Raw genomic sequence first — 17,054 nt, forward strand, 5'->3', positions numbered from 1 at the left:
AATAAAAGTATCATTATATTTTTAATTTTTCTCCTAATGATGACTTCAATTTCGTATCAAAGACCTTTACAAGCAGCTGGAGCAGCTGATTGTCTATTACCTGCAACATATGATGCGGATGCACAAGCTCTTATTGATCAGAACGATCTTCCTACTTCCATCAGTACCGGGAAAGGAACGCTCAAACTAAATGGCAATTATCTATCTAATAAATGTGGGCTTGGTAAAAATGCCGTAGTGTATGGAACGCCTGCCAATGTCTCCGGAAATCAATTTGATCAAGGCCAGTGGAGATACCTTGGATATGACCTTAATGGCGTTGTCTACCGTAACTGGAAGTTTCGTAGTGATTCAAGAGCAACTAAACATGTAGCTAAGAACTGGGTTAAGAATCCTTGGATTGAACCTGTAGGAATGAAAAAAAATATACAGGAAACTCCTGATATAACTCGTGATCCTGATGCAAAGGGATGGTTAGAAAAAATGATCGATCCCTATCATGAATCAGAGACTTTCCTTAAGAGCTATAATAAACGGACAGGTAAAGGATGGACAGGAGATTCACTAAAACCATACGTCATCTTTCAACAAGTACCTACAAAATTTAGTCCCGGCGTGGTTCAAATGTGGAATATCTGGCAGCCGGACGGATCTTGGTGGTACGAGATGTTTGAGATTCCTCCATTGGACGATTTAATTTTAAAAACACAGCCTGACCTTCTAATTAAAACTGTAATTAATCCGGCAGATGCGTGGATTGGTGATTCAGTACCGATTAAAATTACAACAGAGAACAAAGGTAATGAAAATAGCGGACCTTTCACAGTAGGCATCATCGGAACTAACATCAAATCAGAAGTCATTTCAAACATACCTCCTGGACAGATTAAAACAGTTACCGTGAATGTTTCCTCAACCACAAGCAGTATTAAGAACTTCACCGCTAAAGCAGATTTTGGAGAAGCTGTTGCTGAATCAAATGAGACGAACAACACAAAAGAATTCAAAATCGCTTTTAACAAGAAAAACGAACCAACAACGCCAATCGCCATTATAAGTCACCTACAGGGCGATCATCGAACCGAGCCTGAAATTACGATCAAACCATCGTTCGATCCCAAGCTGGACGATAAGCTATCCTATTCACCCGGCAAAGAACCGATCACGCTTTACGAATGGAAATACAAGACACCAAACGGGAATACCATCAACAAAAAACCTTTAACAAATAACTTTGCAACTTTAGGAAAATACCTTGTTGAACTTCGCGTAACCAACAGCAAAAACAAAGTGTCAGACTGGGCAAAATTGATCGTTAACGTGTCAACCGCTCCAGCTACGCCGAAGCCAAGCGCAACGCCAACTCCGAGCAGCACGCCTATAGCAACGCCCACCTCTCCCCCTTCACCAACCCCTAATCCGATGGATCTAGCTATTCGGTTTGTGCCGGATATGATTATTGCAGGGGAAAAGTCTTCATTATTAAACACATCTTCCGGCTACGATACTTTTGAGTGGGACTTTTCGCCAGAACTTGAAGCAGTCCTTCCGAATAAGAGCAATCTTGAATTTAAAGATGTAACCTATAACACGGTGGGCGATTATTCAGCCAAATTTACAGGAACCAATGACCGAGGATCAATGAGTACATCGGCTCGACTAACGGTAATTGATCCAAAGCCTGTAGCCATTGTCTCAGGGGTGACTCGGATCACGGAAGGTCGGCCATTTCCTGTCCCGTTTCATCTCAATGATTCCTACACGCCGCTCGAATTTCGTGGTGCAACGATTGATCATAGTAAATCAGAAAAAAGATACAAGCCTGCAAGTGGATCTAGTTATGTTTCCGGCTTCCCTACGGTCAATAATCTTGCTTTAGGGGATTACATACTGGAAGGAAAGGTTTACGACACGACAGGCCGTTTCAGTGATTGGGCATCCCTGCCGCTGAGTGTTGTTCCCGATATGCCGCCAACCGTTCAGATCACAGCTCCAGAAGAATCCTATCGGAATAACGCATTCATGCTCTATATGGAAGCGGAAAGTCCAGACGGAGATACTATCAATCACTTGATGCTTGAGGAGCGATACGATTCGAACGGCAATGGAAATTTTGAGGAAGAGCCATGGACGACACTCTATAACGGAGTATATAAAACAACGCATACCGTTACGTATACGTCTGTTGGCCAAAGACAATACCGCGCGATTGTTACGGAAGATTACGGCAAAAAAGGCAGTTCTAATCTAGCGAATACGGACATTTTGAACTATGCACCCGAAGTCAATTTTAATGCATTCGGGATCACGGAGCAGCCTGGTCAAGGAGAAGATAGTTCACCGCCGATTACGCAATTTGCACCGCAATCGATCCTGCGGTCATGGGTATTAAAGAATCCATATGTAGGCGGTAATGCTGATAAACTAGCATGGCTTGCCGACTCTAACGTTCGGACAAAAAATGCTGTTCAAGCAAACTTTAATTTACAGTATCCTGATGCCGGTGCAGGACTTAATTCTCGTAATATAAATGCTTATGCTTCCGATACTGTGGCGAAACCGCAATGGATGCTCTTCGGTGGAGGTACGAGTAAGCATGAATATGTTCCTATCGTCTTTGGTGGCAAGCGAATCTATACGTACCAACAGATTTATTATGATATCGATACCGGACTCAAAACGTTTACTTACTATCAACGAGACGCAAAGACAGGAAGTCCTATAGGGCCAGCACTTACTGTTACAGAGCCAGCGCCTTATTATCAAACTATTATTGGGATGCAAAAAGACGAGCAACTACATGTAAGTTGGACAGAAAACAGTCAATTCAGATACCGAATCATAAATCCACAAGGTACTACTGTGCAGGATAACGGCTTTCCAATAGTAAATGACGGAAGGCAGCAAAAGTTAGTTCTCTATAAACTAACCCCTGATTTGAAAAACGTTATCATTGGCATTGAGTATATTAATTGGGATGATAGATTGGTTGAAACGAAATATTATAAATACTCGGTCGAGAGCCAACAATTGATATGGGAAGCGAATGGAAATATTATCCCGTTAAAAGGAGCAAATTATAACGTAACTTATACGGACGATGGCACAGCCTATATTTCGGGACGTGTATTGACCAAGATTACGCCGAACGGTATTAGACTTGATTCAGGACTTATTAGTACAACTACAGCGTATTCGGGATCAGCTCCAACAGTTTCTCCTGTATCCATATCGAACGATGGACAGTATTTATATGTATTTACTTATGTGAGAGCCTCCGATTACCGTTTAGCGTTTCAAGTTAAGACCTATAATTCTAGTAACTTGTCGTTAGTAAAAACGGGAGGGCAAACCTATAGCAATACAACAAGGGAAGAGGAAATACCGAATCGTTTACTTGTGATGAAAAACGATGACGTACTCGTAACTGGAAACAGAGCTGATGCTCTTGTTTTTAAAAAGGACGGAACGCAAATCTTGAGTCCTTATGATCCTAATACATTTAAAAATGCAGTACGAGTATCACAACTACCGAATGGCGATTTATTTTCCATAAACAGAAGGTATGTACCTAGCGGAGGAGATAATGCGCATTCGTATTACAGCTTATTTAACATAACAAAAAATGTTTTAATAAGTGAAGGAACTCTCGTTACAGGGTATTTTAATAGCTCTGAAGAAGATTCTCCTATTTTACCGGATGGTTCACTCTATGTTTTCCATCTAACTGACGAAAGCCTTGTGGTTATCCCTTTTGCCTCTACTTCGGGCAAAAGCGGAATCAATCCTGTTGATCCTAACACGATAAGCGTATCTGGCGATGAATGGGGCGGCTTGCTTTACGATCAAAATGCTATAAAGAAAAATTACGCATTCGAATTTAACGTCAGTGTAAACGACATCAAAAACGACAAAACAATCGGTGCTGGCTTTCAGATTCAAAATGAACGGAATATGTACTCGGTGGAGTGGAGCAATAATACCCTTTCCATGTACCGTGTTGTGAACGGGAACAAGACGCTTTTGCAATCTACACCATTAGCACGTTCAGCATTCAATACGTACCCGATCAAAGTAGAATCCATCAACGGCATCCAGCGCGTCTATGTGAATTACGCTAAACTGCTTGAGGTTTCCGATGGTACTTATGTGAAAGGATCGGCTGGTTTTATGGCGCTGGGGCAGTCAAACGCAATCTTCTCTAGTGTGAAAATAACAAATTATGGTGACACGTACACCGAACAAACGTATGAAACAGTCCTAGTAAACGAACCTCTCCTATATGAGAAAATCTTCAATGATATTGATAAAGATGTGATGGGGGCTGAAGAATGGAGTTATAGCCATAACCCAAACTTTTTCGAGAATCCTGATGCTCTAAGTGCGTATAATGGTCAATCTTTCCCAAGCACGATCAATGCTTTAGATCGAGCAGGCTCGTACGAGATTACATTCCGCGGACAGGATAATCCTGGATTAGCCTCCTATCGCAAATGGTCACAGCCGGTTAAAAAGATTATTTATGCCCACCGTAGACCACTAGCGCAGCCAGACGTGCGTTTTACAGGCCGAGTGTACGCAGAAGGCGAATCGCTTGATTATGAAACGTATGATACGTCTTATGATCCTGACATCGCACATCTATTATCGGACAAGCTATTCCGCACACGCTGGGCTGATGAAAGCACATGGACAGCAGGGAAACGCGAGTATTACAACCGTCCGGGCGTCGAGCTGATTGTGCAGGAGCAAGTAAGAGACATACACGGCGCATGGTCCTATTGGGGGGAGTACATCGTCTTAAAAGATAGTTTACCTCCTATAAACCAAACCAAGCCTGTCATGACAATTACGTACCCTGCAGGCGTAACGGCAGCAGCTCCAACCGTTCTAATCAAAGAACCATCGATCACATGGTCTTACTTTGATGCAGAGGGAAATCCGCAAGAGAGCTATCGTCTATCCATGACGTATGTAGACAATAATGAGACAGCTTTGTACATTGAACATGAGGGCAATGCGCTAAGCTATCAAATGTTGGCTGAAACCATCACACCTGGCCGCGTGGTAAAAGTACAAGGTCAAGTGTACTCTGCAGGCGTGTGGTCGAATGTAAGCAACGTTCGATACTTTGTCCTAGACTTGCCTCCTGCGACTTATTTACTCTCGTATAACGGACCAGATGGAGACAATCCGATTTTTACTAATTCGAATCGTCCTCAGCTGCGCACATTTGTTGTTGATCCTGAGAATCATCCGATTGCTGCAATTGATTACGAGGTGTTCCGTGCATCAAGCGGTGCAACTGTAGTAGACACGAATGCGGCCACAGCTACAGCCAACTACACAACGACAGCTCTAGCGGAAGGGCTGCATTACTGGCGCGCCAGGGCAAACGATAGCTTTTTATGGGGGCCGTACTCTAGCAATGGATTTTTCTTTGTAGATACGGTTAAACCGGCAGATGTTGATGAACAGCTGCTTGTTGAACCGACCGCGGTAACGGTGCAGTTCAATGCATTTAGCGATGCTGCTCCATCCTCTGGACATGCAACTCGAACCTTTTACTTGCAAAAGGTAAATGCAGATGGCAGTATTGCCAATATTGATCTTAACAATGATGGAACAAAAGAGTATAGCATCCCGCTAGCGCTAGACCGTCTGTCCTACCAGGTAACAGGTTTAGCTGCCGGGCAGCAATATCGTCTTACCGTTCTTGATTATGACGAAGCTGGCAATGAAGGACACTACGCGTATATTCATTTTGTGACCAACCGTCCGCCGACCGCAGATTTTGATTGGTCGCCAAAGCCGGTTTACGAGGGAGATTTGACCACCTTTTCTTCAAATGCGGCTGATCCGGACGGCAATGCGCTTTCGATTGCTTATGAGCTGACGAGCCCGTTGGGAGTCAAAAGCAGCTATTCCTACACGGTCAATGGACCAACCTATCCGGCAAGAGGTCCTTCTCTAAAGCTAGCAGCGGCAGGTGTCTGGAGCATGAAGATTATGGTAAGCGACGGGATTGCCGATCCGGTTAGCATAACCAAGCAGGTGCAGGTGCTGCCGCTTCATGTTACGGGATTTGTGAAGCATACGGATCTATGGGATGAGCGACGGATTGATTACAATTTGGACAAGACAGGAAGACCTGATTCTCCGCGCGGTTATTCGGTTTTTTGGGCTGGCGAGAAGTTTGTGCTGGAGGCGGATACGACGTTGACAGGAACAGCGACGAAGGCTGAGCGGGTCGAAGTTAAGATGTCGAGCTATGCAGAAGCGCTAGATAAGGGCAATGCAGCGCAAACGAGCTGGAGCGGCGAGCTTTGGGATCATGCTTTTGCAGAGCTCGAGCAAGGAAAACTTCAGTTTATATTTACAGCTTACTACTCGAATGGGACCATCAAGGAGACGGTTGTCGAAGTATCAATGGATGGGAATGCGCTGAATACCGTGGGCGTTCATCGTGTCCAATAAACAAACAGGAGCTGTCCCGATTGGTCTCAAAAGACGACGGGGCAGCTCCTGCTTCCTATTTAGCTTTTAATTTTTGTGAAAAACCTGCTAATGGCGTAATATGCAGCCCCTCTGACAGCGGATTGATCCTGAAGCTCTGCGAAAAGGATGCGCATTCGCTCACGGTGATACGGAAGCGTACGCTGATCGACAGCTGCTTGTACGGCTGGTTCCAACCATTCGGCGGCTCGGCTCATGCGGTTGCCGATGATAACGACATTCGGATTAAACACGTTGACGATATTCGCAATGCCCGCGCCCAAATAGTCGCCAACCGAGCCTATAAGCTCGATCACGCGCTCATCTCCAGCAGCCGCTGCGAGGAGCAGCTCCTCTAAATTTTCGAAGCCCAGCGATGCCGCGCGCTCAAGCAAAGCATTCTCAGATGCATACAGCTCCCAGCACCCGCGATTGCCGCAGCTGCAAGGTTTGCCGTCATACTCAATCGAGAGATGGCCTAGCTCGCCGGAGAAACCGGAAGCTCCTTTGTACAGCTCCTTGCTCAAAATAATTCCCGTTCCGATTCCGATTCCAACGCTGACGTAAATTTGGTTTGGAATGCCGCGCCCTGCGCCATATTTCTGTTCGCCCTGAGCGCCTGCGTTTGCTTCATTGTCTATCGTTACCGGCAGCTTGAAGCGCTCCTCAAGCTGCGACTGCAGCTCCACCTGACGCCACTTTAAATTCGGAGCAAACAGAATCGTTCCGTTATCGTCAACGATGCCTGGTACGCCTACTCCGATGCCGACAACGCCATAAGGGCTTTCGGGCGCTTCATTGATAAGCAGCTCAATGCATGCTTCCAGCTGCCCAATGACATGCTCGGCATCCTGCTGCTTGAGCTTGCTCTGATGCTCTGCAACTACCTTCCCTTCCAAGTCGACCAGCATGCCGCGTATATAATTAACCCCAAGATCAATGCCGACAGCGTATCCTGCGGTTCCATTAAATAACAGCATGACAGGCTTGCGTCCGCCGCTCGATTGTCCTGGCCCATTTTCCAAAACAAGATGGTTGTCGATCAAATCTTGAACGAGACTGGATACCGTCGCTTTATTAAGTCCGGTTAGCTCTGATATTTGCGCTCGCGAGAGCGGCGCATGCTTCAGTACGGATTCGAGCACGATAGCCGTGTTTATTTTTTTGATGAGCGCTAAGTCTCCTGTTGGTTTTACTTTCATACTGGAAGCCTCCGTCCAAGTCACGATATTTATCATTGTAGCACGAAATGCCGGTTAAGGAGGTAGTTAGAAATGCATCATCCTTAAGGAGATATAAGCTGGAAATAAGTTATGGCTAGTGTAACACAAAATCTTAGTTTGTTTAATAGACAAACTAAGTTGAGGCATGTTATTCTAAATGTAAGCACTAACAAAAATATCGAATTCCGTGAAGGAGGATTTTATTTTCTATGAGCTATTTTAAAAATATCAACACAATCCAGTTTGAAGGCAAGGGCTCGGACAATCCGCTGGCATTCAAACATTACGATCCTAATCAAGTTATTTTAGGCAAAACGATGGAAGAGCACCTTCGCTTCGCGGTTGCCTATTGGCATACGTTTAATGCAAATGGTACAGACCCTTTCGGCGCACCTACTATGGTTCGCGGCTGGGATCAATATAGCGGCCTTGACCGTGCGAAAGCGCGCGTTGAAGCCAATTTTGAATTTATGAATAAATTGAACATTCCTTTCTACGCATTCCATGACGTGGACATTGCGCCGGAAGGCGAAACGCTGCAGGAAACGAACAAAAACCTCGACGTGATCGTGGCTCTATTGAAGGACAACATGAAGTCCTCGGGCAAAAAGCTGCTTTGGAACACGGTTAACATGTTCTCGAACCCGCGATATGTGCATGGCGCTGGAACAGCTGTCAACGCTGATGTTTATGCCTATGCAGGCGCACAGTTGAAAAAAGGGCTTGAAGTAGGTAAAGAGCTTGGCGCAGAAAACTACGTATTCTGGGGCGGCCGTGAAGGCTACGAAACGCTGCTTAACACAGATATGGGCTTTGAGCTTGATAACCTTGCCCGCTTGTACCACATGGCAATTGCTTATGCGAAGGAAATCGGCTTTGACGCTCAATTCTTGATCGAGCCGAAACCAAAAGAGCCAACGAAACACCAATATGATTTTGATGCGGCTACAACGATCTCATTCCTGCAAAAATACGGCTTAAAAGATCACTTCAAGCTGAACCTTGAAGCGAACCATGCAACGCTAGCAGGCCATACGTTTGAGCACGAAATTCGTACAGCGGCTATCAACGGCATGCTCGGATCGCTTGACGCGAACCAAGGCGATCTATTGCTCGGCTGGGATACGGATGAATTCCCTACTGATCTTTACTCGACTACGCTGACGATGTTTGAAGTGTTGAAAGCTGGCGGCATCGGCCGCGGCGGCATTAACTTCGACGCAAAAGTTCGTCGCGGCTCATTCGAAGCGGAAGATCTGTTCCTAGCACATATTGCGGGTATGGACAGCTTCGCATGGGGGCTGAAAGCAGCTGCGAAATTGACAGAAGAGAAAATTCTCGACAATATCGTCGATAACCGCTACCGCAGCTTCAAAGAAGGCATCGGCGCAGAAGTCGTGTCCGGCAAAGCGACGCTTGCATCGCTTGAGCAATATGCGCTTCAAAACAATCCGATCAAAAACGAGTCAGGCCGTCAAGAGCGGATTCGCCTCGTACTGAGCGAAGTTATTTTCAGCGTTTAAGGTCGGGAGGATTACAGCCAAATGAGCTATGTTATTGGGATAGATTTAGGAACGAGCGCAGTCAAGGTGCTGCTCGTTGACCGCAATGGCACGGTAGCCGCGGAAGCATCTCGCAGCTACCCGCTTCTCCATGAACGTTCGGGGTGGAGCGAGCAGCGTGCAGATGATTGGGTGGACGGGACGATTGAAGCGCTGAGAGAACTGACTTCTAATGCTGGCATCGATGCCGGCGCAATTGAAGGCATCAGCTTCTCCGGCCAAATGCACGGGCTTGTCTTGCTGGACGAAGAAGGCAATCCCGTTCGGAATGCGATACTCTGGAATGATACGCGTACGACGCAGCAATGCCGTGAAATCGAGCGTACACTTGGCGATAAGCTTCTTAGCATCACTCGCAATCCGGCACTAGAGGGCTTTACGCTGCCGAAGATGCTATGGGTTCGTGAGAATGAGCCGGAAGCATTTGCGAAGGCAAAGCTGTTCCTATTGCCAAAGGATTATCTCCGCTACCGGCTTACCGGCGAGGTTCATATGGATTATTCCGATGCAGCAGGCACGCTCCTTCTAGACGTGGCCGGCAAAGCGTGGAGCAGCGAGGTGCTTGATGCCTTTGCTCTACCAGCTAGCTTCTGTCCGCCGCTTGTCGAGTCTCATGGACTAGTCGGAACGCTGCTGCCGCAGTTTGCTGAGCGCTCAGGTTTGCAAGCAGCAACTAAAGTGTTTGCGGGCGGCGCGGACAACGCATGCGGAGCGATTGGATCGGGTATCCTGTCCGAAGGTTTGACGCTTTGCAGCATTGGCACATCGGGCGTTATTCTATCCTATGAGAATGATAAATCGAAGGGTTTTGCGGGCAAGGTGCATTTCTTTAACCATGGCAAAGAGGATTCCTTCTACGCGATGGGCGTTACACTAGCTGCTGGCTACAGCCTTAGCTGGTTTAAGAAAACGTTCGCGCCAAACGAATCCTTTGACCAATTGCTTGAAGGAGTAGGAGCTGTGAAGCCGGGAGCGGGCGGACTGCTGTTCACGCCTTACCTCGTTGGCGAACGCACGCCGCATGCGAATTCCGTTATTCGCGCGAGCTTTATCGGCGTTGACGGCTCGCATGAGCGCATTCACTTTGCGCGTGCGGTGATGGAGGGCATTACCTTCTCGCTCAACGAGTCGGTCGATATGTTCAGACGGGCCGGCAAAACGGTCGATACTGTCATATCCATCGGCGGAGGCGCGCAAAATCCGGTATGGCTTCAAATGCAAGCCGATATTTTTGACGCGACGGTCGTAGCGCTCGAGAATGAGCAGGGTCCAGGCTTAGGCGCAGCTATGCTGGCTGCTTACGGCAGCGGCTGGTTTGACAGCTTGGAATCATGTGCGGATAAATTCGTGAAGCATGCGGCTTCGTATTCACCGCAGCCTGATGCGGTTGCTGCATACGCAGGCATCTTCAAGGTATATCAGCAGGTATATGAGCAGACGCGCGGTTTGAACGAGGCGCTCGCGCCATATCGCGGCTGATCATGGAGAGCTAAGAGCAGATATTTACCGCTTAAAGCTGCTCCATATCGTTTCAGGTCTCACACCCAGCTCTCCGGCAATCAATTCAGCCGTTAGGCGCTGGGGTTTTTTAATTTTTCCGTTGCGTATTTTGGAAATGGTCGTAAGCGAGATTAAAGTTGATTGCGCGAGAGAGGTTACGGAAACGTTTTTGCTTAGCATAAGCAGCCGGAGCTTGTACGACGGGTCCTCTTCCGGATTGTTCACATGCAGGTTCTTCAAGATGAGAACAAAGTTTTTGAAGCTGCGATTGCCATTGTAAAAAGGCTGGATAACGGCATCGGCGCTGTAATATCGGTCATCAAACTTAAGCTGAAAGTCAATGGATTCGACTGTACGATTATTTTTGGCAAATTCTAATACCCGTTTAATTCTACTCTGATCGTGGTCTGCAACGAGATCAAATATCGATTTGTTTATATACAAGGAAGAAGGCTGCTTCACAGGCGCGTAATAATGTTTTAAGTTCATAATAAAATAACGTTCATTTACGATGGATGAGACCATAATTTTATTGTGCATAATATATTCGTCGATCCACTTGGCTTCGCGCAAATCCTTGCATATGATGACATAAACCATACGTTCTCCAAGCTGCAGCTTGCGGCAAGATAGGCGCACATCCGCTGGAGTTGATGTTTTGGTAACAAGCTTGCATTCGAGCTGTGGTGAGTAGGCATCCTCGTCAGAGAGCTGATCAACGGCTTCCTTGAAGGAAAACCCTGACGTCTGCGTTGAGATGATTGTGGTTGGGTCGAGCTGCATGAGGTCCGATTTTTTAAAGCCAGAAAAGACTGCAAACGCTTGATTGACATCGCGAATAGACCAGCGGGATTCGTCGAGCTCGACGATAAGCATGGGATCTGAAAGCAAATAAAATAAATGATTCATCGATGACACCTTCCCATCATAAAGCGTATACCAATCCTTATGTAATGATTATGTCATAAAACCTAACATATTTACATCATTTTTTGTGAATAAAGAATGACATGTGATTTATCACTTGTGTTTAACATGATTTTGCGGCGTTTGGGCACGCTAAACAAAATGAAAAAGGAGGAATACAATTGTCTATTAACTCAGCCTTATTATTTGATTTTAATGATGAAGGCAGCGCGTCACTTGCTTGTGAGACGCTGAGGGAGCTCGGCTACGAGACCGTTCTTCATGAAGGGAGCCGCATGCATGTGCATTTGGAGGGAAGCGACCTGACATCTGCCCTTGAGATCGCGCAATCGCATGGCGGACAGCTTGTCGAGCAAGCCCAAATCGATGCAGATGCTGTAACGGACAGCGCTTATTCGCTTGATGCAATCGCCATTCCAGCTCATTTAGTGAATGAGGATTGGGCTTCATCCTATGGAGATACTGAATTTTCCGAGGAGCTGCACAATCGTGACGATGAAGCGGATTTAAACGAGGAGTTTCTGCCTGATCCCGGTACATATGGCCATTTCTCGGGTGATGTGCGGATTTAGCTGCCTGTTCGTTACATAAACAATAATAAAAAGGCTGTATCCAATGTCCTGGGACGATGGATACAGCCTTTGCTGCATTTATCGAAGCACGGCGTTTAAGCCTGCTGTGTAGCCGGTCGAAAACGCTGCGGTTATGTTGTAGCCTCCGGTATAGCCATGAATGTCCAATATCTCTCCGCAAAAATACAGCCCAGCCATCAGCTTTGACTGCATCGTTTTTGGATCGACCTCCTTCAAATTGATTCCTCCGCCCGTTACGAATGCATCTTCTATAGAAAGCGAGCCGTACACTCTTATTGGAAAATGCTTAATGAGCTGGGACAGCGCTATCCAATCCTGCTTTGGAATATTGTCGTAAGTAAGGCTATCCGCCAAGCCGGCCTTCTGAAGCAGAATCGGAATCATTTTTTCGGGCAGATAGCCTTTAAGCACATTTTTTATCGTTTTTTTGGATTCGAGCTCGGTGAGCCTCAGCGTTTCCTTGTAGACCTCGTCCTTGCTTTTCTCCGGCATAAGATCGATCGCTACTTCGATATTGCCTGTGTTAAACTGCTTTAAGGCTTTGACCACGAACTGGCTGCACCGCAGCACGATAGGGCCTGAAATGCCAAAGTGCGTGAATAGCATATCGCCATAATGCTGAATAATTTGCTTCCCCTTAGGGCTCCAAACCGACAGCGCCACGTTGCGAAGCGATAAGCCCTGCAGCTCCTTGCTTGTAATAAAGGGCTCATTCGACGTGAGCGGAACCTCGGTTGGGAATAGCTCCGTAATCGAGTGTCCGGCTTTTTCCGCCCAAGCGTAGCCGTCGCCGGTTGATCCGGTTTGAGGGACAGATTTGCCGCCAGAGGCGACGATGACGCTCCGGCTGATGAACGTCTCGCCGGATTTAATGCGTACACCCGTCACTTTTCCTTCGTCATACATGATATGATCGACAGGAGCGTTTAATATGATTTTGACACCTTGGTTACGAACCTGATTAACAAGCGTATCCACGACAGTCTTAGCCTTGTCCGATACCGGGAACATGCGCCCGTTGTCTTCTTCCTTTAGGGCAATTCCGAGGTTTTCGAAAAAAGCGATAATGTCCTTGTTGTTGAAATTCGAGAAGGTGCTGTGAAGAAAACGTCCATTGCCGGGAATATGCTTGATTAGCTCGTCCAAATCTTTATTATTCGTTACATTGCATCGCCCGCCGCCCGAGATGCCTAGCTTGCGGCCTAATTTATCGCCTTTGTCGAGAAGAAGCACCATAGCGCCATCCTTGCTCGCGGCTATACTGGCCATTAGCCCGGCTGAGCCTCCGCCAATAACAATTACATCATATTGCATCTATTTCCACCTGCTATATTATTAGTAGTATATATAATACCATAAAAGAAAGGCGGCGTTATAATGCTGCGTGATGAATGGCAATTAACTGGTGCAAAGGGCTCCACATTATTTATGAGGGAATGGAAGCCCGAAGCGCATGAAATAAAAGCTGTCGTCTGTCTTGTGCACGGAATGGGCGAGCATGGCGATCGGTATAAGCATGTGGCGTCACACTTTACGGATGCAGGAATTGCGCTTATTGCGATTGACCAGCACGGACACGGCCGCTCAACTGGCAAGCGGGGGCATTTGCCTTCGATAGGCGCAGCTGCAAGCGATGCTGCTCTTATGATTGAAGCCGCTGGGAAACGGCACCCTGGCTTGCCTGTTTTCTTATACGGCCATAGCATGGGGGGCAATGTGGCGCTTAACTGTGCGCTGCGACTCCATCCGCCGATCAAAGGACTCATTCTGACAAGTCCGTGGCTGCAACTGGCGTTCAGGCCGCATCCGGCGATGGAGTGGGTCGGGCGCAAGCTCGCAGCCGTTGTTCCGACGATGCACCAATCGACCGGCTTAAAAACTGCTGATTTATACCGCCCTGGCTACGATCAGGCAGCGCCAATCGTAGAGGATCCGTTATGTCATACAAAAATTACGCTCCATACTTTTACGGAGGTAGGCGCTGGCGGAGAATGGGCGCTTGCTAATGCAGCAAATCTTCAGGTTCCTTTGCTGCTTATGCATGGGACTGCCGATCGTGTGACTTCATTTGATGCAAGCAGTCAATTAGCTGAAACGCTTGGCGAGCAGTGCCGCTTCAGACGCTGGGATGGCGGATTGCATGAGCTTCACAATGATATCGAAGGAGAGAAAGCGATTTTAGAAATGTTAAATTGGCTTGAAGAGCAATTGTAAATAGATGCCTTTTATGCTTTAATCGGATTAAAGATACGTATACTCGGTAATGAATTATTAACTTAATATGAGGCATGCATTCAGAGCGCGAGTAGGGGGAACCGATCAGATGTGTTAAAGGAATTGCTGTTACAATTCATTTTATCCTTATTGCCTGTTTTCGCCTTCCAACTTTGGCATGATAAAGAGCAGGGCAGGAAGGGTATGCCTCTGTTTATGGGCATTTTTTGCAGTATATCAATGATACTTTGTATGCTGACAACTACAAATGTATACGGCTACGATGTTGATTTTCGGCTAATTCCTTATTTGCTTGGCTCGCTTTATGGAGGGCTGCCAACACTGACTGTACTTACCTTCATATATATAGCCATAAGATTTTCGATGCTGGACAGCGTATGGGAAATAGTCAGCTTCATTATTTTCATCGTCGGTTTTGTAACGCTCATGCTGTTTTCGATACGTCCTTTTCAACGAGCTTCGGCACTTCGCAAGGAGTATAAGAGCATACTATTGATGTCTGTATTAATGCTTTATTTCATCATTACGATTATCGGCTTTATTTCCTTTAGCGAGGTGTCATGGTCGTATAGGATGGTCATAGCTCTTATCCTATCTGTATCCGCTTCATTAACGGCCACTTGGCTGTCCATCTTCATGATTGAGAGCGTAAAGGAAAAGAAGCTGCTCAATGATGAGGTGAAGCGAGTATCGGCTAATTATCGAAATGAAGTGGAGAAGCTGCAGCAATTTATAAACGAGACGTCCTTTGGCGTGATCGTCGTTGATCGTGAAGGACAAATCACACATTCCAACGAGATGGCGACTCTGATGCTTAGCTTGCGTCCAGAATATAATGAAGCAAAGCAGATGCTTGGAATTGCGTTCCCGCTCGTATTTCAGAGCGGATACGGAGATGCTTGTGTCAAGCTGCTCAATCAAGCCCTTAATGGCAAGAAGTCTTCGCTTGTTCCGTTTGCAGATGGCGAGAAAATAATGCTGTTAACGACCATCTCGCTGCGAACGTCTCTGACGGATCAAAATGCGGGAGCAGCGCTTATAGCACAGGATATAACGGAGCTGAGTCAGTTGAAGGATGAGGTTGGCCGAATGGAGCGCCTCAGTTTAGTCGGTCAGATGGCAGCAAGCATCACGCATGAAATTCGCAATCCGATGGCAGTCATTCGCGGTTTTATCCAGCTCATTCAGGAACGGAGTCCGAATAATCAGCAGGAATATTTTCGAATCGTCATTGACGAGCTTGACCGCGCGAATATGATTATTAGCGATTTTTTGTCGCTGGCGCAGAATAGGGCGCTTACGATGGAGCCGTCATCGCTGCATGATATTATTTACGATCTCATTCCGCTGCTCAATGCGGACGCGAATTTGCGCGGCCAGACGATTGAAGTGGAGCTTTGTGAGAATTTGCCGCTCATTATGATGAACAAAAGAGAAATTAAGCAGCTGTTTCTAAACCTAGCCCGCAACGGCATGGAATCGATGAGCGATAAAGGTTCGTTATTTATTAGCACCAACTATTATGAATGCAAAGTAGAAATGCGAATTGCTGATCAAGGCATTGGAATCTCACCTGAACAGATGAAGCATTTGTTCGAGCCGTTTTTTTCTACGAAAACGCAGGGTACTGGCTTGGGATTGCCGCTTTGCCTCAGCATCGCGGAGCGCCATAACGGACGGATCGACGTGGAATCCAAGGAGGGCGAAGGAACGGCTTTTGTCGTAACCTTCTTCCTGCAAGAGGAGAAGGCCAGTTAAGCGGAGTACCCTGAATTGGGCTGTAAATGAATGTTGTTCATTTACGGTTCTTTTGCATAGAAAAACAGAAGTAAGGAGTGTTGAAGATGGATATTCGCAAGCTGACTGACGCTGAGCAGCCTCCGATGGAGCTGCTGTTGCTCGCGGATCCTTCGATCCAGCTCGTTTCCCAATATTTAAAGCGTGGTAAATGCTTCGTCGCCGAAATAAATAACGAAATTGTCGGTGAATATGTTCTGTTGCCAACAAGGCCGGACACGGTTGAAATCGTGAATATTGCAGTCGCTGAGCCCGAGCAAGGAAAGGGAATAGGGAAACAGCTGGTAAAGCATGCGATTCAGAATGCAGCGCTTCAAGGCTATAAAACGATCGAAATTGGGACCGGAAATTCGGGTATGGCCCAGCTTGCCCTTTATCAGAAATGCGGTTTTAGAATGACGAGCATTGACCGCGATTTTTTTGTCAGGCATTATTCGGAATCGATTTATGAGAATGGGATTCAGGTTGTCGATATGGTGCGTCTCTCTCAGGATTTATAAGGAAGGAACGATTGTCGCATACTACCCTTGAACGATAACCCGCATTATAGGTTATGAGTATGTTGGGAGGAGGCGTTGGCATTGTCACAGCAAAATGAAGGAAAAAACCGTTCGGCTGAGCAAGCGCAGCAGGCTGCAAAAAACGCGGAAGATAAGGGCAAGTCGCCAGAGTCCGCTGGTTTTGACAAAAAGCTGGATGGACCTAACCGTCCGTCTATCTAG

General features: G+C 46.6%; 11 protein-coding genes. 8 read left to right on the forward strand and 3 right to left on the reverse strand.

What is annotated here, in order from left to right; translation table 11 throughout:
- Positions 1 to 39 precede the first annotated feature (39 nt).
- Positions 40 to 6,477, forward strand: coding sequence for an Athe_2463 domain-containing protein (locus AC2TDN_RS01010; RefSeq protein WP_484686942.1), 6,438 nt, complete (start codon positions 40 to 42; stop codon positions 6,475 to 6,477).
- 59 nt (positions 6,478 to 6,536) lie between these two features.
- Here the strand turns inward: AC2TDN_RS01010 and AC2TDN_RS01015 are convergent, their stop codons facing one another.
- Positions 6,537 to 7,697 carry an ROK family protein gene (locus tag AC2TDN_RS01015; RefSeq protein WP_484686738.1) on the reverse strand — a complete coding sequence of 387 codons (1,161 nt, stop codon included), beginning with the start codon at positions 7,695 to 7,697 and terminating at the stop codon, positions 6,537 to 6,539.
- 230 nt (positions 7,698 to 7,927) lie between these two features.
- Between AC2TDN_RS01015 and xylA the strand changes: the two genes are divergently transcribed.
- Together xylA and xylB are read left to right on the forward strand one after the other, a co-directional pair.
- Complete coding sequence (gene xylA, locus AC2TDN_RS01020; protein WP_169083557.1) at positions 7,928 to 9,241, forward strand: xylose isomerase; 1,314 nt, start codon at positions 7,928 to 7,930, stop codon at positions 9,239 to 9,241.
- Between the two features lie 21 nt (positions 9,242 to 9,262).
- Positions 9,263 to 10,759, forward strand: a complete 1,497-nt coding sequence (gene xylB / locus AC2TDN_RS01025) for a xylulokinase (protein WP_484686739.1) — start codon at positions 9,263 to 9,265, stop codon at positions 10,757 to 10,759.
- Between the two features lie 24 nt (positions 10,760 to 10,783).
- Here xylB and AC2TDN_RS01030 read toward each other — a convergent pair whose 3' ends face one another.
- Positions 10,784 to 11,689 carry a helix-turn-helix domain-containing protein gene (locus AC2TDN_RS01030; protein WP_484686740.1) on the reverse strand — a complete coding sequence of 302 codons (906 nt, stop codon included), beginning with the start codon at positions 11,687 to 11,689 and terminating at the stop codon, positions 10,784 to 10,786.
- A 179-nt stretch (positions 11,690 to 11,868) separates the two neighbouring features.
- Between AC2TDN_RS01030 and AC2TDN_RS01035 the strand changes: the two genes are divergently transcribed.
- Entirely contained in the window at positions 11,869 to 12,279 is a 411-nt protein-coding gene (locus AC2TDN_RS01035; RefSeq protein WP_482065128.1) for a hypothetical protein, read from the forward strand.
- A gap of 78 nt (positions 12,280 to 12,357) precedes the next feature.
- On the opposite strand, the gene AC2TDN_RS01040 is transcribed toward AC2TDN_RS01035, so the two are convergent.
- Entirely contained in the window at positions 12,358 to 13,614 is a 1,257-nt protein-coding gene (locus AC2TDN_RS01040) for a BaiN/RdsA family NAD(P)/FAD-dependent oxidoreductase (RefSeq protein ID WP_484686741.1), read from the reverse strand.
- A 63-nt stretch (positions 13,615 to 13,677) separates the two neighbouring features.
- Between AC2TDN_RS01040 and AC2TDN_RS01045 the strand changes: the two genes are divergently transcribed.
- From AC2TDN_RS01045 to AC2TDN_RS01060, 4 genes are all read left to right on the forward strand, one after another.
- Positions 13,678 to 14,514, forward strand: a complete 837-nt coding sequence (locus AC2TDN_RS01045) for a lysophospholipase (RefSeq protein ID WP_484686742.1) — start codon at positions 13,678 to 13,680, stop codon at positions 14,512 to 14,514.
- A 252-nt stretch (positions 14,515 to 14,766) separates the two neighbouring features.
- Entirely contained in the window at positions 14,767 to 16,293 is a 1,527-nt protein-coding gene (locus AC2TDN_RS01050) for an ATP-binding protein (protein WP_482065125.1), read from the forward strand.
- 86 nt (positions 16,294 to 16,379) lie between these two features.
- Positions 16,380 to 16,832 carry a GNAT family N-acetyltransferase gene (locus AC2TDN_RS01055; RefSeq protein WP_482065124.1) on the forward strand — a complete coding sequence of 151 codons (453 nt, stop codon included), beginning with the start codon at positions 16,380 to 16,382 and terminating at the stop codon, positions 16,830 to 16,832.
- 81 nt (positions 16,833 to 16,913) lie between these two features.
- Positions 16,914 to 17,054, forward strand: a complete 141-nt coding sequence (locus tag AC2TDN_RS01060) for a hypothetical protein (protein WP_484686743.1) — start codon at positions 16,914 to 16,916, stop codon at positions 17,052 to 17,054.

Source organism: Paenibacillus sp. Y660 (genome assembly GCF_057221575.1).

Bases quoted from the DNA above. Each gene is read 5' to 3' on its own strand.
- AC2TDN_RS01010 (WP_484686942.1), top strand. From the start codon at position 40: ATGACTTCAATTTCGTATCAAAGACCTTTACAAGCAGCTGGAGCAGCT.
- AC2TDN_RS01015 (WP_484686738.1), bottom strand. From the start codon at position 7,697: ATGAAAGTAAAACCAACAGGAGACTTAGCGCTCATCAAAAAAATAAAC.
- xylA (WP_169083557.1), top strand. From the start codon at position 7,928: ATGAGCTATTTTAAAAATATCAACACAATCCAGTTTGAAGGCAAGGGC.
- xylB (WP_484686739.1), top strand. From the start codon at position 9,263: ATGAGCTATGTTATTGGGATAGATTTAGGAACGAGCGCAGTCAAGGTG.
- AC2TDN_RS01030 (WP_484686740.1), bottom strand. From the start codon at position 11,689: ATGAATCATTTATTTTATTTGCTTTCAGATCCCATGCTTATCGTCGAG.
- AC2TDN_RS01040 (WP_484686741.1), bottom strand. From the start codon at position 13,614: ATGCAATATGATGTAATTGTTATTGGCGGAGGCTCAGCCGGGCTAATG.
- AC2TDN_RS01045 (WP_484686742.1), top strand. From the start codon at position 13,678: ATGCTGCGTGATGAATGGCAATTAACTGGTGCAAAGGGCTCCACATTA.
- AC2TDN_RS01050 (WP_482065125.1), top strand. From the start codon at position 14,767: ATGCTGACAACTACAAATGTATACGGCTACGATGTTGATTTTCGGCTA.
- AC2TDN_RS01055 (WP_482065124.1), top strand. From the start codon at position 16,380: ATGGATATTCGCAAGCTGACTGACGCTGAGCAGCCTCCGATGGAGCTG.